23 protein-coding genes are annotated in these 25933 nt (G+C 41.8%); 11 read left to right on the forward strand and 12 right to left on the reverse strand.

The genetic code is table 11. From position 1 onward, the window contains the following. Window positions 1–128 precede the first annotated feature (128 nt). A complete protein-coding gene (locus ACM0OS_RS03330; protein ID WP_414541732.1) occupies window positions 129–545 on the forward strand; it encodes a sugar ABC transporter permease in 417 nt (138 codons plus the stop codon). Next, window positions 538–2109: a caspase family protein gene (locus ACM0OS_RS03335; protein WP_414541733.1), complete on the forward strand. Its 1572-nt coding sequence runs from the start codon at window positions 538–540 to the stop codon at window positions 2107–2109. Before ACM0OS_RS03330 ends, ACM0OS_RS03335 begins: the two co-directional genes overlap by 8 nt. A 453-nt stretch (window positions 2110–2562) precedes the next feature. On the opposite strand, the gene ACM0OS_RS03340 is transcribed toward ACM0OS_RS03335, so the two are convergent. Beyond that, window positions 2563–2907, reverse strand: coding sequence for a transposase (locus tag ACM0OS_RS03340; RefSeq protein ID WP_414541734.1), 345 nt, complete (start codon window positions 2905–2907; stop codon window positions 2563–2565). A gap of 511 nt (window positions 2908–3418) precedes the next feature. Continuing rightward, a complete protein-coding gene (locus tag ACM0OS_RS03345; RefSeq protein WP_414541735.1) occupies window positions 3419–3556 on the reverse strand; it encodes a hypothetical protein in 138 nt (45 codons plus the stop codon). Between the two features lie 788 nt (window positions 3557–4344). Here ACM0OS_RS03345 and ndhL point away from each other — a divergent pair. From ndhL to ACM0OS_RS03365, 4 genes are all read left to right on the forward strand, one after another. Beyond that, window positions 4345–4557 carry an NAD(P)H-quinone oxidoreductase subunit L gene (gene ndhL, locus ACM0OS_RS03350; RefSeq protein WP_414541818.1) on the forward strand — a complete coding sequence of 71 codons (213 nt, stop codon included), beginning with the start codon at window positions 4345–4347 and terminating at the stop codon, window positions 4555–4557. Window positions 4558–4581: 24 nt separating this feature from the next. Next, window positions 4582–4893: a DUF3007 family protein gene (locus tag ACM0OS_RS03355; protein WP_414541736.1), complete on the forward strand. Its 312-nt coding sequence runs from the start codon at window positions 4582–4584 to the stop codon at window positions 4891–4893. Window positions 4894–4971: 78 nt separating this feature from the next. Then, window positions 4972–5772 (forward strand): tryptophan synthase subunit alpha, encoded by an 801-nt coding sequence (trpA, locus tag ACM0OS_RS03360; protein ID WP_414541737.1) that lies wholly within the window; start codon window positions 4972–4974, stop codon window positions 5770–5772. A 266-nt stretch (window positions 5773–6038) separates the two neighbouring features. Further along, window positions 6039–6701: a heterocyst differentiation related protein gene (locus ACM0OS_RS03365; RefSeq protein ID WP_414541738.1), complete on the forward strand. Its 663-nt coding sequence runs from the start codon at window positions 6039–6041 to the stop codon at window positions 6699–6701. A 97-nt stretch (window positions 6702–6798) separates the two neighbouring features. Here ACM0OS_RS03365 and ACM0OS_RS03370 read toward each other — a convergent pair whose 3' ends face one another. Then, window positions 6799–8700, reverse strand: coding sequence for a protein kinase domain-containing protein (locus tag ACM0OS_RS03370; RefSeq protein ID WP_414541739.1), 1902 nt, complete (start codon window positions 8698–8700; stop codon window positions 6799–6801). A gap of 165 nt (window positions 8701–8865) precedes the next feature. On the opposite strand from ACM0OS_RS03370, the gene ACM0OS_RS03375 reads away from it, so the two are divergent. Continuing rightward, on the forward strand, window positions 8866–9354 hold the full coding sequence (locus ACM0OS_RS03375; protein ID WP_414541740.1) for a hypothetical protein: 489 nt from the start codon (window positions 8866–8868) through the stop codon (window positions 9352–9354). 220 nt (window positions 9355–9574) lie between these two features. On the opposite strand, the gene ACM0OS_RS03380 is transcribed toward ACM0OS_RS03375, so the two are convergent. After that, window positions 9575–10048 (reverse strand): TspO/MBR family protein, encoded by a 474-nt coding sequence (locus tag ACM0OS_RS03380; protein WP_414541741.1) that lies wholly within the window; start codon window positions 10046–10048, stop codon window positions 9575–9577. Between the two features lie 253 nt (window positions 10049–10301). Between ACM0OS_RS03380 and ACM0OS_RS03385 the strand changes: the two genes are divergently transcribed. Together ACM0OS_RS03385 and gcvP are read left to right on the forward strand one after the other, a co-directional pair. After that, window positions 10302–10880 (forward strand): DUF3611 family protein, encoded by a 579-nt coding sequence (locus ACM0OS_RS03385; protein WP_414541742.1) that lies wholly within the window; start codon window positions 10302–10304, stop codon window positions 10878–10880. 93 nt (window positions 10881–10973) lie between these two features. Next, window positions 10974–13892, forward strand: coding sequence for an aminomethyl-transferring glycine dehydrogenase (gcvP, locus tag ACM0OS_RS03390; RefSeq protein ID WP_414541743.1), 2919 nt, complete (start codon window positions 10974–10976; stop codon window positions 13890–13892). 39 nt (window positions 13893–13931) lie between these two features. Here gcvP and ACM0OS_RS03395 read toward each other — a convergent pair whose 3' ends face one another. After that, on the reverse strand, window positions 13932–14270 hold the full coding sequence (locus ACM0OS_RS03395; RefSeq protein ID WP_414541744.1) for a hypothetical protein: 339 nt from the start codon (window positions 14268–14270) through the stop codon (window positions 13932–13934). A gap of 1047 nt (window positions 14271–15317) precedes the next feature. Here ACM0OS_RS03395 and ACM0OS_RS03400 point away from each other — a divergent pair. Beyond that, complete coding sequence (locus ACM0OS_RS03400; RefSeq protein ID WP_414541745.1) at window positions 15318–15683, forward strand: Lin0512 family protein; 366 nt, start codon at window positions 15318–15320, stop codon at window positions 15681–15683. Between the two features lie 59 nt (window positions 15684–15742). On the opposite strand, the gene ACM0OS_RS03405 is transcribed toward ACM0OS_RS03400, so the two are convergent. The 7 genes from ACM0OS_RS03405 to ACM0OS_RS03435 form a co-directional block, all read right to left on the reverse strand. Then, the gene (locus ACM0OS_RS03405; RefSeq protein ID WP_414541746.1) at window positions 15743–16024 is read right to left on the reverse strand and encodes a hypothetical protein; all 282 of its coding nucleotides are present in this window, start codon (window positions 16022–16024) and stop codon (window positions 15743–15745) included. Window positions 16025–16190: 166 nt separating this feature from the next. Next, entirely contained in the window at window positions 16191–17957 is a 1767-nt protein-coding gene (gene argS / locus ACM0OS_RS03410) for an arginine--tRNA ligase (protein WP_414541747.1), read from the reverse strand. A gap of 708 nt (window positions 17958–18665) precedes the next feature. Then, the gene (locus ACM0OS_RS03415) at window positions 18666–18932 is read right to left on the reverse strand and encodes a hypothetical protein (RefSeq protein WP_414541748.1); all 267 of its coding nucleotides are present in this window, start codon (window positions 18930–18932) and stop codon (window positions 18666–18668) included. Window positions 18933–19278: 346 nt separating this feature from the next. After that, complete coding sequence (locus ACM0OS_RS03420) at window positions 19279–20307, reverse strand: 2-hydroxyacid dehydrogenase (protein WP_414541749.1); 1029 nt, start codon at window positions 20305–20307, stop codon at window positions 19279–19281. Window positions 20308–20455: 148 nt separating this feature from the next. Beyond that, window positions 20456–21559, reverse strand: coding sequence for a HAMP domain-containing protein (locus tag ACM0OS_RS03425; protein ID WP_414541750.1), 1104 nt, complete (start codon window positions 21557–21559; stop codon window positions 20456–20458). Between the two features lie 44 nt (window positions 21560–21603). Further along, entirely contained in the window at window positions 21604–22272 is a 669-nt protein-coding gene (locus tag ACM0OS_RS03430; RefSeq protein WP_414541751.1) for a response regulator transcription factor, read from the reverse strand. Then, window positions 22250–23875 carry a sensor histidine kinase gene (locus ACM0OS_RS03435; protein WP_414541752.1) on the reverse strand — a complete coding sequence of 542 codons (1626 nt, stop codon included), beginning with the start codon at window positions 23873–23875 and terminating at the stop codon, window positions 22250–22252. The genes ACM0OS_RS03430 and ACM0OS_RS03435 overlap by 23 nt, the downstream gene beginning before the upstream one ends. 690 nt (window positions 23876–24565) lie before the next feature. On the opposite strand from ACM0OS_RS03435, the gene ACM0OS_RS03440 reads away from it, so the two are divergent. Beyond that, window positions 24566–25852 (forward strand): glycosyltransferase family protein, encoded by a 1287-nt coding sequence (locus ACM0OS_RS03440; RefSeq protein ID WP_414541753.1) that lies wholly within the window; start codon window positions 24566–24568, stop codon window positions 25850–25852. The last annotated feature ends 81 nt before the right edge of the window (window positions 25853–25933 follow it).

The raw sequence follows: 25933 nt of genomic DNA on the forward strand, positions 1-25933 counted from the left end.
CTCAGTCAGACTCCTGGTATACAAGCGGTTCAAGACTTTTCTGCACCACTAAGGAACAGAACAGAGAAAATTAACGGTTTGCCTCACCTAGTAACTTATAGAAAACTCTATTTAAGGAAATTGAAAACATGACAGAACAAGCTAATTTTAAAATCACTATCGCCATTCAAGATGCAGATTTAGATAACGACGAGTTACAAGAAGAAACTCAGAACTGGCGAGAACAACTTGAGGAAAGTGAAATCGTAGAAAGTGCAGATTTGGTGGCAGTTAATCAAGCACCAGCAGGTTCAAAGGCTTTCGGTGGCTTCATTTTAGGACTGTTAAACGCAGAGGTTAACCCCGCTAATCTTAAAAAATTAATGGGATTTTTGGGCGATCGCTTGGGGAATAAACAGATTGAGTTAGCACTCAAAACTCCTGACGGTAGAGAAATTAACCTCAAAGCCAGCAGCAGAGAAGAGTTTGAATTTGTTTTCCAAAAAGCACAAGAATGGGCAAAAGGTAATTCCACCACTGAAGAGAAGGCTAACATAAATGGCTAAAATTGCTTTATTAATTGCAGTAGGTCAATTCGATTCTGGAGATTTAGCCTCTTTACCGAAAAGCTCTGCGGATGTGGATGCAATGAAACAAGCTTTGATAGATCCAGAGTTAGGGGGGTTTAAAGAATCTGACATTACTGTGTTGAAAAACCCTAAGAAACAGCGAATAGAAGATGCTGTTTATGATTTATTTGAGAAAGGTAAACGAAAAAAGGATGATCTCCTGTTATTTTACTTCTCTGGTCATGGAATTACTGATGAAAGTGGGATATTCTTCTTTTCCACTTATGAAACTCGCAAGGAAAATGGTAAATTACGCCCTACAACTGCCGTATCATCAAATTGGGTACATCAGTGGATGAATCAATGTCCATCCAAACGAATTGCTATTATTCTCGACTGTTGTCATAGTGGGGCATTTGCTAAGGGACTAAGTGCTAAAGGTACTGCTAACGCTCTAATTAAAGAGCAATTAGGAGGTGAGGGACGTGGCATACTCACGGCTGCTAGTGCTACCGAATATGCTTGGGCTAAGGATGAATTTGACCTTTCTGTCTATACCTATTATCTCCTAGAAGGTGTTCGTACAGGAAAAGCAGATCAAGACGGCAATGACTGGCTTTCTCTGGAGGAATTACATGAATATGCCAAGAACAAAATATCTGAAGCAAAACTCGAAATGAACCCAGAGTTTTATCCAGTGAGGCAAGGTCATAAGATTCATCTTTTTAAAACCAAAATTACCGATCCTAGAGAGAAGTATCGAAAAGAAATTCAGCGTTATTTAAAACGAGGTAAAATTCCTACTTTTGCTCGTAGTTTGTTAGAAGAGTTGCGCCAGGAATTACAAATATCTCAAGCCGAATCCCAATTAATCGAACAAGAAATCTTCGCTCCTATTCAGAAGAAACAAGAAAATTTGAAGAAATATGAAAAGGCTTTGAAAGGAGCATTAGCTGAAGAAGGTTCTCTTGATAGTGATTGGATTTGGGAAGAATTAAAGCGAATTCAGGAAAGATATGAACTTCAGGATGAAGAAGTAGAGCCAATCAGGCAGAAGATTATTCCTGAAATACAGCAACAGCAAAAACAAAAAGAACGACAAGCACAAGACGAGTATAATAATAAACTCCGGCAATACGAACAAGAATTCAATAAAGCTATTGAACGAGAATATCCTTTGAGCAGTCATGCTCGGCAGCAAATCAACAGTTGGCAGCAGTCTTTAGGACTTAGACCTGAAGATGTACAGCTAATTGAACAACCGATTCTGGCTGCTAAGTATCAGGAGAAACTAAAGGAGGAAGAAAGACGCAAAGAACAAGAAGCACAAAGAGCTAGACAGTTAGAAGCTCAAAAGCAACGAGAACAGGAAGAGTATCAAAAACGACTGGAAGAAAGGCGGAAGCGAGAGCAGGAAGAACAACTTAGACCGCAACCACAAGAAAACGTTCCTTCACAACCCCAACCAAGACAGGCAGGATTTCTTTCCTCGAAAAAAGCTAGGCGAAGTGTGCTAGTTGGAAGCACAGCTTTAGGAAAAAAGCTAGGCGAAGTGTGCTAGTTGGAAGCACAGCTTTAGGTTTAGGGTTGATAGCAGCAGCTTTTTCTTCCGATTCTGGTAATTTATTTATAGTTGGGAATAGTATTTTATTGTGTATGGGATGGTGTTTCCTCATTGGGCGCCGTGCGGTGCAAAATTCGCCAATCCGCCGCGCTGCCGTTTTCGCAATCCGCCGCGCTGCCGTGATTTTTGTGATTATTTCGCTTTTGTTGCTTACGCTATTTTTCGCTTACTGGTGGTGGGAAACGCAGGGGTTTACCGCACGTTCCGCTCCGTCGTTGTCATCTGGCGGGCGGGCGTGATATTTCGTGTTCCAAGGGTGATATTTCGTGTTCCAATGTTCCAAAGTGTTCCAAGGGTATATCCTCATAGTCTATATCCTCATAGTCTATCTTACATCCATCTACATTGGACGCTGGTAGCTTTCTGTAAACTTATTTCTGGGAAGGTTTCTCACGAATTCATAGCATTCTTTCTCACTCGATACCTGGCACCTGGGGCAATTTCCGAATTCGACCGATTGAGCATCCGGTTGAAACACATGGCAGTGTACCAATTTAACCAGTGCATGATGCGGGGCAAGTCTTCAGGTTGTGAGGGTTCAAACAGGTAATGCACATGGTTGCTCATGATACAGAGAGCATAGAGCTTAAAGTTAAACTTCTCGATCGCCTTCTTCAAAGTATATAGGAACACTTCACGACATTCATGGCGGATAAGTTTAAATTCTCGGTTGTTACAGCGAACAGTAACGTGATAGCAGTAGTTTGGCTTAAGGTCGCGGGGTTTTCGAGGCATCTTTTCAGTTATCAGTTATCAGTTACCAGTAATAGCTGGCGATCTTACCAAAAGGGAATCAAAGTTTGCTCTTGACAAAGTGCTTCAAGTGCTGCCTGCTTATCGAACTCTGCCATTTGCAAAAGTTGTTCAGGCGATGGCGAAACGCCCACCTTCTCTTCGAGACGCTACGCGAACGGCGATGGTATCGTTCAGAACATTAGCAGCAATCCTTATTTATACTAATAAAAACTTCTACAACTTTAATTCCAGACTAAAATTCCCGAACAATATCTTGCCCAATTCCTGAAAATCTGACCTAAACAACTGAGATATACTAATCTTCGCCTTCTCACACACAGGAATAATCAATTTCACCAAATGATACGGCTGACTTTGATTTAATTTAAGATTCCATGATTCCCCCTAAATCTCCCAATAACTTCACATCCTTTCCAATTGCTTGTTCAAACACTAACAAAATCAATTGTAATTTTCGGGTTAACTCGATTGGGATGGGTTTATATCCTAATTAGGGAGTCAGTGCAATTAATTCACTAATTCCTTGAATATTAATTCGAGATTTCTCTATTTCTTCTTCACCTTTAATTTCCTGCCCCAACCACCCGTAACAACGAGAACAAAATCCCGCAGGCGAAAACTTAGCCATCACAGGTAAACGCGAACCACAATGAGGACATTCTTCTATTAATCACAAAGCAGGCCGATGGAAAATTTGATTTTTTAGTGGGGGTGGAGGGACTTGAACCCTCACGACTTTTTACAGTCAACGGATTTTCATTCTCTTGCAGCTTTCACTACTGCCAGGTTTTAATAACCGTCGGCTTTGAGAATTGGACTCTCCCTTTACCCTCGTCTTAACGTTAGGGTAGCTCCCGTCGAGTCTCTGCACCTTCCCTTAATTCTTAGTTCTAAATCTGGGATTGATGGACAATCTCACATCTAAAACTGAAAATTTTTGGGCTTGGCTCAGGATTGCCATATCTGTTAACAGATTTAGGTTTCCCTGAGTTTGAGAGCTTACACTTGAAAGATTTCTCGATCAAGGCTCAGTTGTCTAAGTCCGTAGCGTCTACCATTCCGCCACACCCCCTCGTTTATGAGGAGCTTTTTATTCTTTAGAGGTAGCAAATACCTCCTCATCTATTCCATCATCAATTGTGTCTTTTGTGCAACTAAATTGAAAATTTTTTTTCCAGAGTTAGAAGTGTCTGTTTTGCTTCTGTATTTATCTGGATTAGCTTTTTCAATTTTGCTTGACTAAAACAGTCCTTGGTTACTGGCTTTGACATTGTAGCATCTATATCGGCAGATGCAAGCAATTTCTGTAAATTCATCTTCAAAGCACAACAGCAAGACTTTCCTCAGGTTGGGGGTTCAGCCTATGATGGAAATATAGATGCACTCAATGCTCTTGTCCACTTAGAGAAAGAATTTATGATTGTCGCCCTGCTGTATCTGGTTTTGGCTGGAGCTTACCTGTTGGCAATCCCGGTTGTTGTCATGATTTATCTCAAGCAGCGCTGGTATGTAGCTAGCTCCATTGAGCGGACTGTGATGTATTTTATGGTGTTTTTATTCTTGCCAGGGTTGTTGATTTTATCGCCATTTGTGAATCTTCGACCACGGCCGCGACAAATTGAAGTTTAACGAGATTGGTAGGTCATAACTCTCATGCGACGCATTGATGCTATTGGAATTGGCTTGGGTGTTTTTATTGCTGGTGGCTTGGCATATGTAGGATTACAGCTAGTGGGTTTAGATGGTCAACAAGCTGGGATCTGGAGCCAAGTCTTGCTAGTTAGCGGCTTGATGGGCTGGTTAGCCACCTATGTATTCCGCGCGGTGGGAAATCAAATGACCTACCATGAACAACGGGAACAGTATGAACAAGCTTTTCTGCAACAACGATTAGACAAACTGACTCCCGAAGAATTAGCGAAACTTCAGGCAGAAATAGAACAAGAAGAGCAGACTCAGGTGTAAAGTGATCATTGGTCAGTTTTGTATTGTTTGTGAACTGGCCACTGACCATGCCAATTTGTGACTCATAACACTTGACTAATGACCGCTATTTCTGACTGCTTTCAAACCTTGGGACGAAATCAAGAATGTGCTTTGATTCCGTTTATTACTGCTGGTGACCCCGATTTAGAGACAACAGCCGCAGCGTTGCAGATTTTGGATCGCAATGGAGCCGATATTATTGAACTCGGTGTGCCTTATTCTGATCCGCTAGCTGATGGGCCAGTGATTCAAGCTGCTGCTACCCGCGCCTTGCAACGGGGAACGAAATTAGAAGCAGTGCTGGAAATGCTGCAAGCGACTACACCGAGTTTGCGATCGCCTATTATCCTGTTTACTTATTACAACCCCATTTTGCACCGTGGCATTGATAAGTTTCTCCAAGACATTGCTGGTGCTGGGGTATCAGGATTAGTAGTACCCGATTTACCTCTAGAGGAAGCTGCGGGTTTGCTGGAACCAGCCAGTAAAATTGGCATTGATTTAACTTTATTGGTGGCTCCCACTAGTTCCGCCGAACGGATAGAAGCCATCGCGCGAGCGTCCCAAGGCTTTATTTATTTGGTCAGTGTCACTGGTGTTACAGGGATGCGATCGCAAATGGAATCTCGTGTATCAGATTTGTTAACAAGTATTCGTAATGTTACTGATAAGCCGATTGGCGTAGGATTTGGTATTTCCGAAGTAGCCCAAGCGAAGCAAGTCAAAGAATGGGGCGCAGATGCCGCCATTGTCGGCAGTGCCTTTGTTAAACGTTTAGCTGAGGGGACACCAGAACAAGGACTAAAGGCGATCACCGAATTTTGTCAAAGCCTCAAGGCTGCTATTAAAACAACCTAGTACAGCAAAACTACTCAATCTTGCACAGAAAGAGAAAGTAGATTAAAAAAGATAACAGCGTCGTTTTTTTACCCTTGTTAAGTGGACAATTTAGCGGATATAGTTTTGAATATTAACAGCAGATAGTAGGCTGTCAAAAAAAACTAGCTAATACGGTCGCTTATAGTTGAGTGTTATGTGACGTTGAGTAGGCGAAATAATGATGAGTGTGAGAGTGAGTCAGTCACAAATGATAATAGTTACGTCGCAATTGAGAGGCCAAGGCGATGAGTGAGAGTATGGCATTTATCGGCGGAGTTGCCGTAGCTGGGCTGGCGGCTCTTGTAATGCTCAGGGGTGCAAACACTCCCATGCAAAGTAATTTCGCTATACCTTCTCCCCAGATGCCGGCTAATTTAGCGCCGCCCATGATGCAGCAGCCCCCCATGTATCCGTCGCCTTACAATCCATACGGATATAATCCTAATTTCAATCCCCAACCTGCGGCTCCCAATCCAGAGCAGCGTGTGGAAATGGAACGGATGAATATGCAGTTGGAGCGTTTAAAAAGTGACAACGAACAGCTGAGGGAGACAAATAGACAACTCCAGTTCCAATTCCAAAATTACAATAACCAGCAGTTGCAACTGGCTCAACAAAATAGCCAAAAAGTGGCATCAGAAGTCTTAAAGCCACAAGATCCGTGGTGGTCTTCACCCATCGTTTGGGCAGTAGGAGGGGCAACACTTACCATTGGTGGTGGTGTCGTAGTTGCTGGTGTATTGGCTTTATTTTCGCCACGGCAGCGTCCTACTCGGACAGTACAAGTAATTCATCCTTACCAGGGTGGAACACCGCCTTTAGCTCCTGTACGTCGCGCTGAATTTTTACCTTCAGCTCGAGTAGAAGCTAGACGAGTTGAAGCCCCAGAATACGACGAGATGCATTAATGGCTGTTTAATTACGAATGATTGATTATTTTTGGTAAATTGACGCTCAGATCCCTCATTTGTGCCAAAATTCGGGGATCTGTTTTGTTGCAGAATATTATTCCTGTGCTTCATCATTGGCAATAGGATTCTTTGTAGCAGATGGGTTTTCAGGATTGGTAGCTTCCTTTTGGGACTGATGTTGATTATCTGAATTTTCTGCTGGAGGAAATGCCTGCTTTGCCAAATTTTCGGCTGCTTGTTGAAATAATGGTTGTATTTTGTTGCGCCAATATTGAGTATCTGGCAATTTTTCGGGATGATTTTTATAATCTAAAACTTTATCCCATTGACCATCTTCTATAGCTTTATTGATCTCATTAAATAATGCGTCTGCTTTCGCCCACTCTTGCTGCCACTGGGCAATAATGGCGGCTGTCTCTCTAATACTAGAAGAAGCATTGCCAGGAATAGATCTTAGCAAAGCGATCGCCCCCCGGATATCGCCTGATTCATACTTTTGTTTTGCTTGTTCCACAACTTGATCACTGTTATCACTAGGTTGTGATTCATTTGAGATATCTGTGGGTGCAGGCGATGGAGTTGCTACATTGCTAGGTTTTGGTTTGGGTTGAGGAATTGGTCTAGCTGTAATTAAGGAAGTATCATCTACTGTGTTAATAGCCAGACCCTTGTCTCGGAGGCAAGCCACCCATTGTTCATTATTGGCAATGACATCCTGGTGCGCCCAAGCCAAACGACCAGAATTAAGTTTAACTTCTATCCAACCGCGTTTTGTACGATTACCAGTCACCTCTAAGTTGGTGTTAGTACCAACGGACTGCAAAACATTATCAGAATTAATAGAACTAGGTTCAGAACGAATATTAGAATTACCTGTAATTACAGCTACGCAACTATTTGTTGCTGAACGATTACCTGTAAAATTAGCAGCTAAATTTCTCATATTAGGATACACATTTGCTGCCAAAGCAGCCGCCCCACCTGCCAAAAATAACCCAATTAAAAACGGCCACGGATCGGATTTGCTAGTTTCTTGGTGAATTGGTTTAGCAGCCACAGGATTTGCAGGCGCTACAGCAACGGTTTTGTGTGGGGATACTTGAGATAACGATTTAGTAGGCTGGTAGCGTTGATTTTGGGAAAATTCTGGAGGTATGGCAGGTGTAAACACCGGATTCATGATGCTTGTACAAGCTTGCAGCGCTTCCGTAGCATTTTGGTAGCGGTCTTTGAAGTGATAACGCACCATTTTGTTTAAGACAGCGGCCAACCGATAATTTACGTTTGTTAAATGCTGCCAGAGAATTTCTCCAGTATTAGGGTCTTCTTGTAATTCTCCTGCGGGTAACCCTGTCAGCGCTTGAATGGCAATAATCCCCAGGGAATATATATCACTGTTGGGGCGCGGTTTACCTTGTCCTTGTTCTGTGGGCATATAGCCAGGAGTACCGATAACCACTGTAGCTGTCGGTTGTCCACCCACAGTCACCAATTGCGATCGCAATTGTTTAACTGCCCCAAAGTCTACTAAAACTAATTTTTGATCAGCCGCGCGACGAATAATATTATCTGGTTTAATATCGCGGTGAATCACGCCTTGTCCATGCACAAATTCGAGTAGTTTCAGAACTTCTTGCAACAGTTGAATAACTTGGCTTTCACTCCAACGCTGACCGGGTATGAGTTCCTCAGCTAAGGTCTGTCCAGGAATAAATTCTTGGACTAAATAAAATTCTTGGTTTTCATCAAAGTAAGCCAGCAGGCGGGGTATCTGGTCATGATTGCCTAAATTTTCTAAGGTTTCCGCTTCGCTGTTAAATAACCGCTGGGCAGTAGTAAAAACTCTGGGGTCGGAAGTTGCAGGCTTGAGGTGCTTGACAACACAGATAGGGTTGCCAGGTCGCCTGGTATCTTGGGCAATATAGGTTTGACCAAATCCCCCTTGGGCCAGGACTCGGATAACTTGGTAACGATGGTCTAGTAGCTTGCCTATCATATTTTCCCCTCAGAGTTATTACCTAATTTTCCTACTGGTAATAAATATCTCCAATTTTTTTTGCATGAAATCCGCTATCTTGAGATAAAGATTTAAACTAAAAAATCAGCTTTTTAATAAACACAGACTTGTTTATTTGTCTTTTAGTGTCCTTGTTTACTACAAATGCCACCTAAAATAACTAATCCTGTTACATGGCAGCAGGCTGAACTCCTCATGCAACCTGCTTTCATTCGTGTTGTCGATAATATTCGCAAACACCTTGATGCATCTTCTTGGAAAGGAACTTATCACGATGTACTAATTTGGCCAGCTACCACTACTGATGAAATGAAAGCTTTGGTGACTCACCTGTTGCAAGAAATGGAAACTGCAACATCGGAACAGGTAGATGAAATCAGAGCAACTCTTGCCGATTTGCCAATGCCCCATCCAGGATATCATCTGCGTTTGCAACGTCAACAGCAAGATATAAGTATAGATTTGTGGGAGCTATGTTATCAAGTGTGTTTTCTAAATTACACTCCGGAAAGTTCAACTGCCAATATTGATACTAGTTTAATTGACGAGGCTGGGGAAGTAGATTGGCAACGCTTAGAAGATAAGACTAAGGAGTTGGTTGAGCAAGCGTTTACTAATTTACCAGATCATTAATCCGTGCTGAGTGGTCAGTTATACTAAAATGCCCCAGAAGAAAATTTTGGGGCTACAGGAATCCAGATTTTTTGTTCGTAGTGAGCGATTTATCGCTTTCTTGCAAGTCCTTCAAAATCAGCGATCGCACAGTGTCTACTTTGAAAACTGTAGTTTGTAGTCAAGATTATGAGATTGCTTCCTGGCGTCGCCATGACAAAAAAGGATGGACGAGGTTTAATTAAACATCTTGAGGATTGAGGCGCATCATTTGCCAGGTGGTGTAAGTACCAATGGGACTCCACAGTAAATAGGGAACTAGTAATAGTGCTGCCCAACCAGAAATAGGTAAGACTGCAAGTATCAATATCATACAAATAATCAAACCTGTACCGCCCAGAATCGTACCCACTCGCAGACTACGCAACCGAAACATGACAGGTGTATAAGCAATAGTGACAATTTCTAAGAGTAAATATAAGCCCATTAATAACCAAGTGCTAGTGGTTCCTGGGTTACTTTCCCAAATAATATAAGCTGACCAAGCACCGCAAATAAAAATTACAGTCCAGATAATGGGAATTGCTGCTTCAATAGTTAACCATCGGGGTCTTTGTAAGTGCTTGAACCATTGGCGATCGCTTGGTGTAATGAAGTTAGCGGCCAAGGCAATCAACAAAGCTACACCCCCAATCACCATCCAAGATCTAATCATGCCCCTTATCCTTTGCGATTTGCTGCCTATGGCTTAAATATCATTTTTTCTAGGGGTATTTTGTCAATTAAGTGACTTATTAAGCATCATCCCAGAGTTTGATAACTGAGGCTGGTATTGGGAACGAGGGAGGATTTTAGCCAATGACTTATAACTAATACCCATTTGGCGATATTTCTGTCCTGGGATGGGCGTATATATCAGGTGAGTAGACATATTATTTATCATGGGGATAAGCAAATAAATATAAAGTATGCAACCAGAATCAGAAGTGCGATCGCTCGCCACATCGCTACATAAGCTGCATAAAATTGCCAATACTATTCGCCTGACAGGGTGGATTACTTTATGGCTACAATTGGCACTGGCACTGGTTTCTGGGATAACTTTGTTATTTGCTGCTACTGGACGTGAAGCTACTAATCAGCCAAATCCAGGCTTAGGCGTTGGCATATTTTGGGCTGTATGTGGAATTTTAATTTTGTTATTCAGCGTCTTTTGGGATTTTCGTTACACTCGCATAGGTAGACGCTTAGATAATCCTAACCCTACTCTACATCCTAGTAAGGCCGATACAATCAGAGCCATTCGCCTGGGAATCATTGTGAGTTTAGTGGGAATATTAATTACTATTGTGGGAGCTAGCATCAGTGTCAGTGTGTTGGTGGCCAAAGCTGTATCCCAACCCCCTGGTGTGGCAATTACTGACCCTAATAAAATAATTCGCGCCCTTGATGTGTTCATTGTGGTGGCTAATCTTAATGCTATTGGCGCTCACTTTGTGGGTACGGTGGCTTCTATATGGTTACTGGAAAAGGTGCATCAACATTAGAAATGGGGCTAGGTGGTATTTTGAAGTAGCAACTCCCACTTGTTGTGAGTATTTGTTGCAAAATATTAAATAGTTGCGTCTGGAGTTCCATCTGTGGTATCTCATGCCCCTCGTCCTCAATCAAGTCATCCGCAAGTGCTGAATAATAGGAGTCAAACATCAATTAATTTTGCACAACGACATATTGGCCCTAACTCTGATGAAATTCAGCAAATTCTTCAGGTATTGGGATTTCCCAGTTTGGACTCACTGATTGACCAAACAGTACCCCAGGCTATCCGGTTAAATAAAAATCTTAAGTTACCAGAAGCGCAAAGTGAGTATGCTGCACTGGCTAAATTAAAACAAATTGCTGCCAAAAACCAGGTTTGCCGTTCATACATTGGCATGGGATATTACGATTGCATTACACCTCCTGTTATTGGGCGGAATATCCTGGAAAATCCGGGTTGGTATACTGCCTACACTCCCTATCAGCCAGAAATTGCCCAAGGACGTTTGGAAGCGTTGCTGAATTTTCAAACCATGATTATCGACCTCACAGGTTTGGAAATAGCCAATGCGTCATTACTTGATGAGGCGACAGCCGCCGCAGAGGCCATGAGTCTCAGCTATGGTGTTTGCAAAAATCAGGCAAATGCTTATTTTGTTGCTGATGATTGTCATCCCCAAACTATTGATGTTTTGCAAACACGGGCTAAACCTCTAGGTATTAATATTATTGTCGGTGACCATCAAACATTTGATTTTGCTCAACCAATTTTTGGGGCAATTCTGCAATATCCTGCCAGTGATGGCACTATTTACGACTATGGCGAATTTATTGGCAAAGCCCATGCTCAGGGTGCATTGGTAACGGTAGCCGCAGACCCATTAAGCTTAACTTTACTCACGCCACCAGGTGAATTTGGTGCTGATATTGCTGTGGGTAGCACTCAACGCTTCGGTATTCCTTTGGGGTTTGGGGGGCCTCATGCTGCTTATTTTGCTACGAAAGCAGAGTATAAACGGCAGGTTCCTGGACGAATTGTTGGGGTATCAAAAGATGTCCAGGGCAAGGTGGCTTTGCGTCTAGCTTTACAAACCCGTGAACAGCACATCCGCCGCGAAAAAGCTACGAGTAATATTTGTACTGCCCAAGTGTTATTGGCTGTTATGGCCAGTATGTATGCAGTTTATCATGGTGCAGATGGATTGAAGGCGATCGCCCACAATATCCACCAGCAAACGGTGATTTTGGCAGATGGCTTAAAAAGACTAGGTTACACAGTTAGTTCTGAGTCTTTCTTTGATACGTTGCGCGTCGAGTTAGGCACATACTCCATTAAAGCAATTCTGGAAGCTTGCCAAGCCCGCAATATTAACTTGCGAATTTTCGATGCCACTGCTGTGGGTATATCCTTAGATGAAACCACCACACCAGAAGACTTAATTGACCTCTGGCAAATTTTCGCAGGTACAGATAACCTCCCCTTCACCCTAGAAGAATTAACTTCTCCCTCATCCCACCTCTTTCTCCCCCGTACCAGCGACTACCTCACCCATCCCGTATTTAATCGCTATCATTCAGAAACAGAATTATTGCGTTATCTACATCAGCTAGAAACCAAGGATTTATCTTTAACTACGTCGATGATTCCCTTGGGTTCATGTACCATGAAGCTGAATGCCACGGCTGAGATGATTCCTGTCACTTGGGAGGAATTTGGCAAGATTCATCCTTTTGCCCCTTTGTCTCAAACACGGGGTTATCAAATTCTCTTTCAGCAACTTGAAGCGTGGTTAGCTGAGATTACCGGGTTTGCGGGAGTTTCTCTCCAACCTAATGCTGGTTCTCAAGGAGAGTACGCAGGACTTTTAGTAATTCGCCAATATCATGCAAGTCTTCAGGAAACACACCGTAATATTTGTTTGATTCCTACCTCAGCACATGGGACAAACCCAGCTAGTGCAGTTATGTGCGGGATGAAGGTGGTGGCAGTTGCCTGTGATGAAAACGGTAATATTGATGTTGATGATTTAAAAGCCAAGGCAGAAAAGCATAGTCATGAACTAGCTGCTTTGATGGTGACTTATCCTTCAACTCACGGTGTCTTTGAGGAAGCAATTCAAGAAATTTGTGCGGTGGTACATAACCACGGTGGACAAGTTTATATGGATGGGGCGAATATGAATGCCCAAGTCGGTATTTGTCGTCCTGGTGATATTGGTGCAGATGTCTGTCATTTGAATTTGCACAAAACTTTCTGTATTCCTCATGGTGGAGGTGGCCCTGGTATGGGGCCTATTGGTGTGGCGGCTCATTTGGTGCCGTTTTTACCTGGACACCCAGTGGTGGGGAATAGGGAGAAGAAAATTTCTGATTCTCAGCGGATTGGTGCTATTGCAGCTGCGCCTTGGGGTAGTGCTAGTATACTAGTGATTTCCTGGATGTACATCGCCATGATGGGTGCCGATGGTTTGACGCAAGCAACCAAGGTGGCAATTCTCAATGCTAATTACATCGCTCACAAGCTAAGTTCTTATTACCCTGTTTTATACAAAGGCAAAAATAATTTAGTTGCCCATGAGTGTATTTTAGATTTACGATCACTCAAAAAATCAGCAGGCATCGAAATTGATGATATTGCCAAGCGGTTGATGGATTATGGTTACCATGCGCCCACTGTTTCTTGGCCTGTGGCGGGGACTATTATGGTGGAACCCACAGAAAGCGAATCTCAGGCAGAATTAGACCGTTTCTGTGATGCCATGATTGCTATTCGTCAAGAAATCGCGGCAATTGAATCTGGCAAGATGGATATTCAAGATAATCTCTTGAAAAATGCACCTCATACGGCTGAGAGTTTGATTGTCGGGGAATGGAATCATCCTTATTCGCGGGAACAAGCTGCTTATCCTACGCCTTGGAATCGTGAACACAAGTTCTGGCCTAGTGTAGGCAGAATTGATGCAGCTTTTGGTGACAGGAATTTTGTGTGTTCTTGTTTACCGATGGATGCTTATCAATAGGATCGCTGTAGGCAGGTACAATGTACCTGTCTAACAATACTAATCTTCGTCCAGCGCTGGAAACGCCTCCTCAAAGTGCCACAGTTCATCTTTATTGTCGAGAAACCAAATCCGAGTTTCGGGAGTTAATTGACTCCAGATGATATCACTAGGAATATGGGGAGAGGCATATTGATATTGTTGACCCAGTTCCTTCAAATTTTGTTCTACATTATCAGGAACACCAAAATCTTGCCAGTCAATTTCTAAATGTCTGCCTGCGAGTCCCGCAGTAGGGTCAAAAATTAACTGAGCAGCTCTGATTAAATCAGCAAAATGTTTCGGTTTAAGACTGGCTATTTGCTGAACCTGGAGTGATTCGTTATGCTCTTGAGACATTGTTACTTGAGTGGTAAAAATTGGTCATTTGTGGAACTTATAAGAAAGACGCTGAAAACACCTGAGAAACAGCAACATTGTGGCGTTTTTCGGACTTTAGGCAGGTGATGAAAGCTAGCTGCACCCTTGAGGGTGTTTTGATGTTAAACTGATTTGAACAGGAAGGGTAATCAACCTGTATAAAAACCCGATGTTGCCGGAAGGCTCTACGCTGCACCTTGACAATTGAAAATATGGGGTTCTATTCCATAGTTCTAGCTCTTTTCCAGGAATAGGTAAAATTTTCATGGGGGCTAGACGAGCAGTATTTACACTCAAACAAATTTTGGAGTCATCCAACTACGGTAGGGCATACCGAAAGTTAACGCTTGAGGAGAGAACCACCTCTGGGTGAGATACCGCAAGGAGTTTCATCTAAGTGGACTCGTTGAATCAAGAATCTCCGTGGCTTTAGCCGGGAGAGTGTCAATGACAGAGATTTTTACCCCAATGCCTCTATTTTAGCGCAGAGCTTTTCCGGTGGATAATTTGCCGAAAAATTAAGTATTTTGGCTGTTAAGCTTGTTTATTTTGAGAACTACTGTAGTTTGCCGTCAAGATTATGAGATTACTTCCTGACGTTGCAATGAGAATAACTGCACTGTTCACGATGGACGAGGTTTAAAGTCACAGGATGGCAGAACAATAGTGTAATTGAATACATTGTTTACTGAAAAACCCCTTTAAAGATTTATTTTTATTAATTTTATAAATAATCTTTTTAATCAAAGTAATAATTTACTCAGAGAGCAATCTCAACTAAATTGTTAGAAAATATGTAGATTTATGATGATATAAACAACTGTGTTATAGCTAAGATTTTCCTGATGAATTTACCTGAAACGTGAGATTTTTTTGCAAAAAACTACTAATTGGAGGTAATGGAAATGATGGGACTATTTTGGTTTTTGGTTTGCTGCTTTTTTTGGCTCATTGGTTTGAGTTTATTAGCAGAGATTTGGTTCTCTGAGGAAGAAGAACAAATTTAAATATTTACAGGAGATGGCTGTGGCTCGTAAACGTTTGATTATTGAGATGGGGATGGGAATAGATCAGCATGGACAGGAACCAACAGTAGCAGCAGCCAGGGCTGTACGCAATGCGATCGCTCATAATGCCTTACCTGGTGTGTGGGAAGTGGCTGGTTTAAGCGATCCTGATGAAATGATTGTGGAAGTTCAAATAGCCGTTCCCTATCCAGAACAAGTCAGGGAAGCGGAAGTATTAGCTGTACTGCCATTTGGCCGCAAAACCCTGACTGTAGAATCTGGAGGGATGGTGGTTCAAGGACGAGCTATTTCTTCTCTCAACGATAAAAATGATGAAATGTTGATAGCCATAGCATCTGTGACAGTTTTGGTGGAAAACGCATAATTGTGTGATTTAAAATTGCTTTAAATTGCCACCAGACATCGCCCATGAGCAAAACTAATTTATTTGGGAGCATCTTCTGGTTGTTGTGGCAATAGCTGATCCAGCTTATATTCAATTGCTGACAGTTTCTTGAGGATAGTGGGGCGATCGCCATCAAGAGAAACGAGTAAATTAGCCATTGTCTCTTGGATATTTATTAACCGTGCCATTGCATTTTGCAGTTGTACCATTCCTTCCCTAAGTTCTTGCCGTTCCTGTCGAGCATCAGCTATTTCATCTAACATAGCTTGGGCAGTTTTAGCATTACTCTCCATTAATTGTTTGATTTCTTTATCATTCATGGCGATCGTGCTTTGAGATTGGGGATATTACCCATAATAAAAGCAAGCGTCACCATCATTTGACACCAGCTAATAGGAATGACCGCCAAAACGTCAAGGAAACACAACAAAAAACCTTCACGTTACCTTGGTACCTCTTGGCGTTAAAAAAATTAATATCTTGCTCCTACATCCTCTCTAAAACCTGAATCCCCAACAAAGACAATCCCAACCGCAAAGTTTTAGCCGTCAAATCACATAAAACCAAACGAGAAGTCCTTAATGGTTCCTCCGCCTCCAGCACTCTTACCCCTTGATTACGGTCATAAAACTGATTAAACTTCTTACTCAACTCATACAAATATTCACACAACCGATTAGGCAATAAATCTTGTTCTACCGCACTAATTACCTCATCTAATTGCAGTAAATACTTTGCCAGTGCTAATTCTGTTTCATGCTGCAACAAAACTTGAGCATGATCTCCCAACTCCTGAAAATTAATCCCACCCTTACGGCTAATTCCCTGAATCCGTGCATAAGCATACAGCATATAGGGTGCAGTATTACCCTTAAGATCCAGCATTTTGTCGTAACTAAAAATATAGTTACTTGTACGGTTTTGACTTAAATCGGCATATTTAACCGCACTAATACCAACTATCTGGGAAACTTCATTAATAAATTCCTCTGTTTCTGTGCGTTCTTCTTCTTGTAACCTAGCTGCTAAATCTGCACGGGCCCGAATCACTGCTTCATCTAATAAATCGCGTAACCTGACTGTATCACCAGAACGAGTTTTGAATTTTTTGCCATCTTCTCCTAACACCAAACCAAAGGGAACATGAACTAATTCCACATCATCAGGAATCCATCCAGCTTTACCTGCTACCTGAAAAAATTGAGCAAAGTGATTTCCCTGTCCCGCGTCTGTAACATAAATTATCCGCTTGGCTTCATCTTGTTGGATGCGGTAGCGTAATGCTGCTAAATCTGTTGTGGCGTAATTATAACCACCATCGGATTTTTGCACAATTAAAGGCAAAGGCTCACCTTCTCTGTTGGTAAACCCTTCCAAGAAAACCACCTGAGCGCCTTGATTTTCTTCTAACAAACCAGATGACTGTAAATCTTCTACAACTGTTGGTAGTAAAGGATTATAAAAAGATTCTCCCCGTTCGGTGACTTGCACATTTAGCAAATCATAAATTACCTGAAACTCACGCCGGGATTGTTCACATAATAGTTTCCAAGCGTGGAGTGTATCTGTTGCACCTGCTTGTAATCTGACAACTTCCTGACGTGCTGTTTCTTGAAAAACTTCATCTTCATCAAAGCGCTGTTTAGCTTTGCGGTAGAAGCTGACTAAATCTCCAATATCTAAAGCATTGGCAGTAGTGAGGGCTTCCGGGTAAACTTCCCGTAGATAGGTGATTAACATACCAAATTGCGTCCCCCAATCACCTACGTGATTTAAGCGCAAAACATCATGTCCTTGAAATTCCAAAATTCGAGCGATGGAATCACCAATAATTGTCGAACGCAAGTGTCCAACGTGCATTTCTTTGGCAATATTCGGACTAGAAAAATCGACAATTTCCCGTTTTGGTGTTTTGGCTGCGGGGACTCCTAGTCGAGAATCTGCTTGAATGGCGTTGAGTTGGGCTTCTAGGTATGCTGTTTGGAGTTTCAGATTAATAAAACCGGGCCCAGCTATTTCTGGCTGTTCACAAATATGAGATATATCTAGATTTTCAACAATAGCAGTAGCGATCGCTCTTGGTTGCTGTCCTAACTTTTTACTCAACGATAAAGCCACGTTCGCCTGATAATCACCAAATTTAGGATTACTCGCAGCCACCAAAATGGGATCTACTCCAGCGTATTCAGTGCCAAAAGCAGCCGCCAAAGCCTGGGCAAATTTCAGTTTTAGTTGTTCTTGTGTAGCGTTCATATTGTCAATTTTATCTGTTCGAGAAGGCTATGGGCTGCCTGATGGTTAGACGTGATTTCAGACCCGATTATTTTGGCCTGAAAATATATTCACACAGTTAAGTAAGTCGGCGAGAAAAAATCAACCTATGTTAAGCAATGTAAAATAATTCAAATTCATTTCGTAGTCAGCGGCTAGAGCCGCTTATTTGAGGACTAAAGTCCTCACTACAAACCTTTCTACAAACCTTTAATTATTTACGCTGTCCTACTTACAGTCATCGCGTGTACACACAAGTCGGAAAATTACACCACACACTTGCTTTGGTTTTCTAACTCCCATTTGTTGACTCACTCCCAAAGCCTGTCATTTCCAACGCCCAAAATGCATGGTATCTGCCGTATTTAGTTAAGAAAAGATTATTGAATACACAAATTTTCGTTAAAATAAGATTAACTATCGGCTCTCACTTGTATAATTTTATTCTTATAAAATCAAAAACCTCTAGGAGAAATAGTTGTATACCTCCAAGAATATTCAAGTAGGGAACAAAGTCTTGATTCTCCGTCCAGCATACGTAATCGGAAAAGTTGGCGTAGTTTGTGGTGTAGAGTCAAATTCCCGAAATCAAACGAGTAAGCGTTGGATTATTCAAATAGAATCTGAAAATATGATGGTGTCACTCGCTCCAGATGAATTTCAGGTGCTTGGCTGAGAATTTAAATAATTTCAGGATGATATTGGTGGTTCTTGTTGGTTCCCAATTCCTAGCTCTTTTTTACTGCGTTTTAACTGTTTCCAAAGAGCTTTAATTCTTTTATAAGCCTGTTGGGGAGTCAGTTTTCCAGATGTTTCTAAACTGGAGATGTAGCCAACTTTTTGAGCAAACTCTTGGAGATTGGCGTTAAATACTATGTTGTCTGGATGAAAATGACCATAGTAGCGACTCCGAGGGTAAAGAAAATTATTTTTACCTTCCTGATTAGGCTGTGCCATCAGTTCACCCCCTATTAACTATTTGTCGTTTATCATAAGTCAACCAATTGCACAATTGGTGTGACAGTAATTACAACATACTCTGCTTTTAGGATCTAATTTACGGGAATTAAAGAATTTTCTGCCAAATTGGCTGCCAAATTTTTTTTATCGGTTTTACAAAACTTACAGCAGGGCGGAAACCACTCGAAAAAGTGAGATCGTCGTTAAATGAGTTGGGGGAGACAAGAAAATAATTTTAATGGTATTTTTCTTTTCCCCCCTGCCCCCTGCTCCCCTGCCTAAACAGTGTAAAGCCCTAACAGGCATAGCTGCGCTTACCGCGTAGCGTCCCGCAGGGATTTGATTATTTTTTTAATTGCAAGTCCCTTGGGGTTTGCGGTTGAGCGCTGATTTCGTTGGGGCAGGAACGATTATGTTCAATGTCGGTAATATTAGTAAAGGTTGTCTCAGCAATATTGTGGAGAGCTTCTTCTGTAAAAAAGGCTTGATGTCCAGTAATTAATACGTTGGGAAAGGTTGTCAGACGTTGGAAGACATCATCTTGAATAATTTCGCCAGATAAATCCTCAAAAAACAAATCTGATTCTTGTTCGTAGACATCCACACCCAAAGAACCAATTTTGCGTGACTTTAGTCCTTCGATGACTGCCTGGGTATCAATTAATGCGCCCCGACTGGTATTAATTAACATCACTTTGGGCTTCATTTGTTCTATGGATTCGGCATTAATCAAGTGATGAGTTTCCGGCGTCAGGGGACAATGCAAGGAGATGATATCAGAGTTAGCAAATAACTCAGGCAACTCTACATATTTCCCGCCCATTGCCGCTAATTCTGCATTGTGATACACATCATAGGCGAGTAAATTACAGCCAAAACCTTTCATAATCTGTCCTAAAATTAGACCGATTTTGCCAGTACCAATAATCCCTACGGTGCGTCCATTGAGGTTAAATCCCAACAGCCCTGAGAGGGCAAAATTACCTTCACGGACACGGTTATAGGCATGATGAATTTTGCGATTGAGGCTTAAAATCAATCCTACGGCGTGTTCTGCAACCCCATAGGGTGAATAAGCAGGGACACGGACGACTTTAATACCCAAATCTGCTGCGGCTTGTAAATCTACATTGTTAAATCCGGCACATCGTAAGGCAATCAGGCGAGTTCCCCCGGAAGCGAGAATTTCTAAAGTTGGGGCATCAACCAGATCATGTACAAATACACACACAGCCGGAAATCCTGCGGCTAAGATAGCGGTGCTTTGATTCAAACGGGGTTCAAAAAAAACCAACTCATGTTGAATCGGAGAATTTGCAGCTTCTAAAAATTGTCGGTCATAGGCCTTTGTACTGAAGACTGCTACTTTCATGCCAAACCTCAGGCTATATGCTGCATATTTTTTCCCATACATGATAGCTTGCTGGTTACAAGAGCGATCGCATCTTCTTCTGACTGCTATTGTTGCTGGCTATGGGTGTGAACATTGGTGTGGGTAGTTCCATCGCTAAAGCAAAATTTTAGGATTTGCTCTGAATACTTTGCTCGGTTGCTCCTAGTTGAGCTTTAGTACGCCGCAATTCCTCTAATGCTGCCTCTAAGCTGAGATTTTTTTCATTTAACTCTCGTGTGCGGGCGCGTACTTTTTCTTCTAGAACCTGGCTGTATACTTCTAGCTGTTCGTTGGTATCATGTTGGACTTGAATGAGTTGCTGAACTTCCTGGATAAGACGATTCAGAGAAGCAGCTAAGATACCCACTTCATCATTAGTCATGACGGGTGCTTGCAAATCAAAATTAGATTCCTCTGTCACCTGTTGGGCTACATGAGTAACTGCTTGAATGGGACGGGCAATGGCGCGACTAGTGTAAATTGCTAATAATGTAGCGATGGCAATTGATAGTGACAGACTACCTAAAATAATGTAGAAGCGCAATTTTTCTGCCCTTTGCAGTTCCAAATTGGCTTGCTGATACTCCTGGGCTATTACTTCCACAAGATTGGTAATGTCATCTAGAAAATCATCAATCATAAAAACTGATGAGCCATGCATGAAGTTGAATAGTTGCGTTTGTGCGATTTGAATATCGTTTAATGATAATTGACTGGGATTATTATTCTGAAATAGAGATTCTGTGCGCTCTAAGTAAGCATCAAAGCCTTTATGGGTCTGCAATAAGCGGTGAACTGCTTTTTGTTCAATTACAGAATCATATATGATGCTGTTTTCAGTGCTGTAGTTAGCCTTGAAATCAAACCAAACTTGTCTAGCTTGCTCAACATACTTCAGTAACTGAGTATATTGTTCTCCCCATCTTGGTGGTTGATCCATGTACAAAATTAACTTGTGTTGATTGGTGCGAACCCGAAACACAATGGTTTTTAGTTGATACATCTGATATAACTCTTCAATGGCTGCTTCTTTGCGTTGGTGCGCTTGTCGCTGGTAATGATCTGCAATCAAAAACCCGATGCTAGTTCCCAGTAAGACGACACTTAACAGCAGCCCATATCCCAGAGCAATTTTTTGACCAACCTTCAGATGTCTGAACCAATACCTCGAACTCAAAGGGCTATTTGACTGGTCAACAGCCAGTTCATCAAAGTTATTGTGCTGTTTCATAATCAATCACGACTTAGATGAACTTTAATCCGTTCCAGAGGGTATTAAATCCGTAGACGATAGCCCATGCCTCTAACTGTCTCAATGAGTTTGCTACCTAGTTTTTTGCGGAGATAACCGACGTATACATCAACAATATTTGAACCTGGGTTATAATCGTAACCCCAAACGTGATCTAACAGTTGCTCTCGACTGATGACTTGTCCCGGATGACGGCAAAACATTTCTACCATTGCAAATTCACGGGCGGGTAGTTCGATGAGGCGATCGCTTATTTTAACTTGTCGAGTTCGTAAATCAAGTACTAGGTTGCCGGATCTTAGGGTTAAGTGTGTAGCATCTCTGACAGTTCGGTGACCTCGTAACCGCAATCTTACCCGTGCTAGGAGTTCTTCAAATCGGAAGGGTTTGGTGACATAATCATCTGCTCCTCCTTCTAGTCCAGCAACTTTGTCGTTAATGTCGCTACGGGCAGAAAGGATAATTACTGGTAGGTCTTCGCCCTGTCCCCGCAGTTCTTGAAGTACTTGAAATCCATCTTTGCTAGGTAAACCCAAATCCAAAATTAATAAATCAAATGTGCCACTTGCTACCACATCCAGCACATTTTGTCCATCTGTCACGACTGTGGTGGTAAATCCCTGCGATCGCAATCCTTTTTGGATAAACGAGGCAATTCGAGATTCATCTTCAACGATGAGAATGTTGGGCATAGGCACTGATTTTTTGCGGCGGATCGAGGGGTAAAACAATAGTAAACATCGAACCTTTTCCTAATTGACTGCGAAGTAATACTTGCCCGCAGTGGGACTCGGCGATCGCTCGCACAATGGATAGTCCTAACCCCGCACCCTCAGAACGACGGCGACTGTTGGAAGTTCGGGCAAAGCGCTCAAAGATCCGTTTTTGATCAACCAAGGGAATGCCTTCGCCGGTATCGCGTACCCAGAAATGCACCTTGCCTTTGGCGATCGCTGAACCTATGGCAATAGTATCATTGTTATTTGTATGCTGAGTAGCATTTTGCGCTAGATTCATCATGGCTTCAGTAATTCTTTGGCGATCTACGACAATGCGGCCTTTGGCCACAGCATCTATTTGCCAGTCTCTTTCTGCTAATGCTTGAGCTTTACAAAATAACTCTTGGGTTAACTCTGCCACATTGATTGTTGTTAACTGTAAAAAATCTGTGCGTTCTGCTTTGGCTAGCAAAATTAAATCATCAACTAAACGACTCATGCGGTCTAGTTCTCCTATCACCAATGCCAAAGTTTCTTGTTGTTCTTGGGGATCATCTCCCATGAGTTCCAAATGTCCACGAATAATGGTGATGGGAGTTCTTAGTTCGTGTCCCGCATCGTTCACAAATTCACGTTGGGTAGCAAAGGCTGCTTCTAATCTATCCATCATTTCATTAAATGTGCTAGCCAGTTCTCCTAGTTCTCCTCTACCATGAGCTGGTAAACGCTGAGTTAAATCTGACTCACTAATGGCATGAGCGGTAGTAATGATTGTCCTTAAAGGAGCCATGATCCTTCCCGCCGCTAACCAAGCTAAGATTAATGACACCACAAAGACTAAACTAGAAACTTGAATAATCACGCGGACTGCTTCTAGTGCTTGTACTCGTTGCCCGGCAGTATTATGAGCAACAACAAAGACTCCCCGTGTTTTTTGATTAATGGCAATGGGTTCTACTGTGTAAATAATTTTATTACCCTCAGGAGTGAAAAATTCTTGTTCGTCCTGTTCTGCTTGGGTTTGTGTTGCCCATTGTTTCATGAGTAGTGAGTCTGTGGCTAATTGTTTGGGACGAGCGCTCGGACTGGATTTGTAAAATTCACCATCAATAAAAGTAATGAAATAGGTTTCATCTTCGGGTATGCGATACAACAGATAAGCTCTAAATAGTTTCATTAAATCTTCTACAGATTTGGAAACAACGATTTTTTCTTGTTGCGAGAGTAACCAATTCTGCTGTAATTCAATGAGCATTTGTTGTGGGTCATCATCAGTGGTTGCATCCGCTGGAATTATTCTTGTGCCGCTAATTAACGCCCGAAAAGCTATCATGTCTGCTTTTATAGCCTGACGACCACGTTCATCAATACGCTGGTAGAGCTGATAGCGAAATGCCGGAATGGCAATGAGAAATGTGATTCCTAAAATCAGTAAGTACCAAAGCAAAATCCGGGTACGTACTTCTCCTAACACTTGCTGCCACAATGTCAGCCCTTGCGGGATATTGCAGATAGACAAGCGTTCAGTAAAGCCGAGCCGGAGGCGTTCGCGTAGATGATTTATTGACCTGCTCATTTTTCATCCTTGTGGTTTGCAGTTGTTTAGATGTGTATTTTGTTTATTTAACTTAAAAAAATTGCAGTTAATCCATTCAAGTTAATTTTGCTCATTCAATTTTGGCAGTAGTTGTATCAATATTTATGACTTATACATAATATTTTTATTGAACCAAATCGAGCAAAATCACCTTCTTCACTAATGTTTAAATTTCGGCTGAATCCTGGTAATTAGTTTAGTAATAAAACATGAAAAAATTCTCATCTAACTTTCATGCAATTTTTATATTAGATTGATACAGTATAAAATAGCGTTTAACTTCTGTTAATTTTTCAATAACCTAATCTTAATTTAAATTTTTTAGAGAAACCGCTTAGAAAGGAGAAAAAACAGTTTTTGTCAAAAAACAGGATATTTTGCCTAAGATATCCATCAGTCATTGTTAAAAATTTGTCTAATTAAATTCGATTGATAAAGCGACGTTGGCAATCATTTGTCAGGCTAATTTCAGTAATAATCAAGTTGATTTTCTGAAAAAAGTGTTTCCTCAATTTGTCAATTGTTGAGTACAGTCTGACTAGCACATTATCCACCCAGAGGCTGAAGCAAAGGAATTCATAACTAAGCCTATATAGGCAGATTAATTATGTGGATATGGCGATCAAAAAATGGTATTAGCACCGGATAAAATATTTGTCAGGAGTGCAAATGAAGAACTTGTTCCCTCACTGTAGAGAAATAACACGAACATCGGCTAGTGTAGAGCCTCCGGAGGCCAGTAATTCATTCAACAATGGACGAAAGTGGCGTATTGCTTTATACTCTCATGACACAATGGGGCTCGGACACAAACGCCGTAATTTTTTAATTGCTCAAACCTTGGGTTGTTCGACCCTAGAAACTGATATTTTACTGATTAGCGGTATCAAAGATGCGGGCAATATCCCTACACCGCCAGGCGTAGATTGTTTAACCCTACCTGCTTTACATAAAAACATTGATGGGGAATATCAGGCGCGCCGATGGGATTTATCATTACAGGAAATTATTACACTGCGATCGCAAGTTATTCTTACCACGATTAAAGCTTTCAAACCAGATATCTTCATTGTAGATAATGTACCGCGTGGAGCCGTCAACGAGCTAGATCCCACGCTGAATTACTTGCAAAGCCAAAAACAAACACATTGCATTCTCGGTTTGCGGGATGTCTTAGATGAACCCAAATCCGTGCGTCGAGATTGGAAAAGAAAAGCTAATGAAAAGGCGATTCAAACATATTATGATGCGGTCTGGGTGTATGGTGATCCAAAGGTTTATGATTTAGTGGAGGAATATCAATTTAAGCCAAAAACCGTATCTAAATTTCGCTACACTGGCTATCTTGATCAACGTAGCCGCCTTAAGTTCATGGATATCGAAAGCATCCAGGCATTTAAATCACTCAATTTACCATCAAAAAAATTAGTATTGTGCTTGGTGGGTGGTGGACAAGATGGTGCGAGGTTAGCGCAAACATTTGCCCATGCTGAATTACCACCAGAAATGAATGGCATTATTTTGACAGGGCCATTTATGCCACGAGAAGCAAGGCAAAAACTGCAAAACTATGCCGCTCAACGTGACAACTTACAGGTATTAGAATATTTAGCTGAACCAACACTGTTATTGAATCGAGCCGAACGAGTCATTGCAATGGGTGGTTACAATACAACTTGTGAATTACTGTCATTTGCCAAGCGATCGCTCATTGTACCCCGCATCAAACCCCGAAAAGAACAACTAATCCGGGCTGAACGATTACAAGCACTTGGCTTAATTGACGTATTACACCCAGATCACCTCACACCCCAAGCCATAACCAACTGGTTAAAGCAAGACATCAAACCACCCCAAGTCCGTAACCATATCGATCTCAACGGACTCACCCGCATTCCTCAATTTATTGAAGAAATCCTCACCTCCGGTCATCATTCATCACAACAAGCATCGTGAGAGGATGAGGAAGAGTAAATATAAAATCCAACCTTCTTTAATTACGAATTACGAATTACGAATTACGAATTACTAACTACG

Origin of the sequence: Nostoc sp. CCY0012 (genome assembly GCF_963920855.1) — a bacterium.
GTDB lineage: Bacteria > Cyanobacteriota > Cyanobacteriia > Cyanobacteriales > Nostocaceae > Cyanocohniella.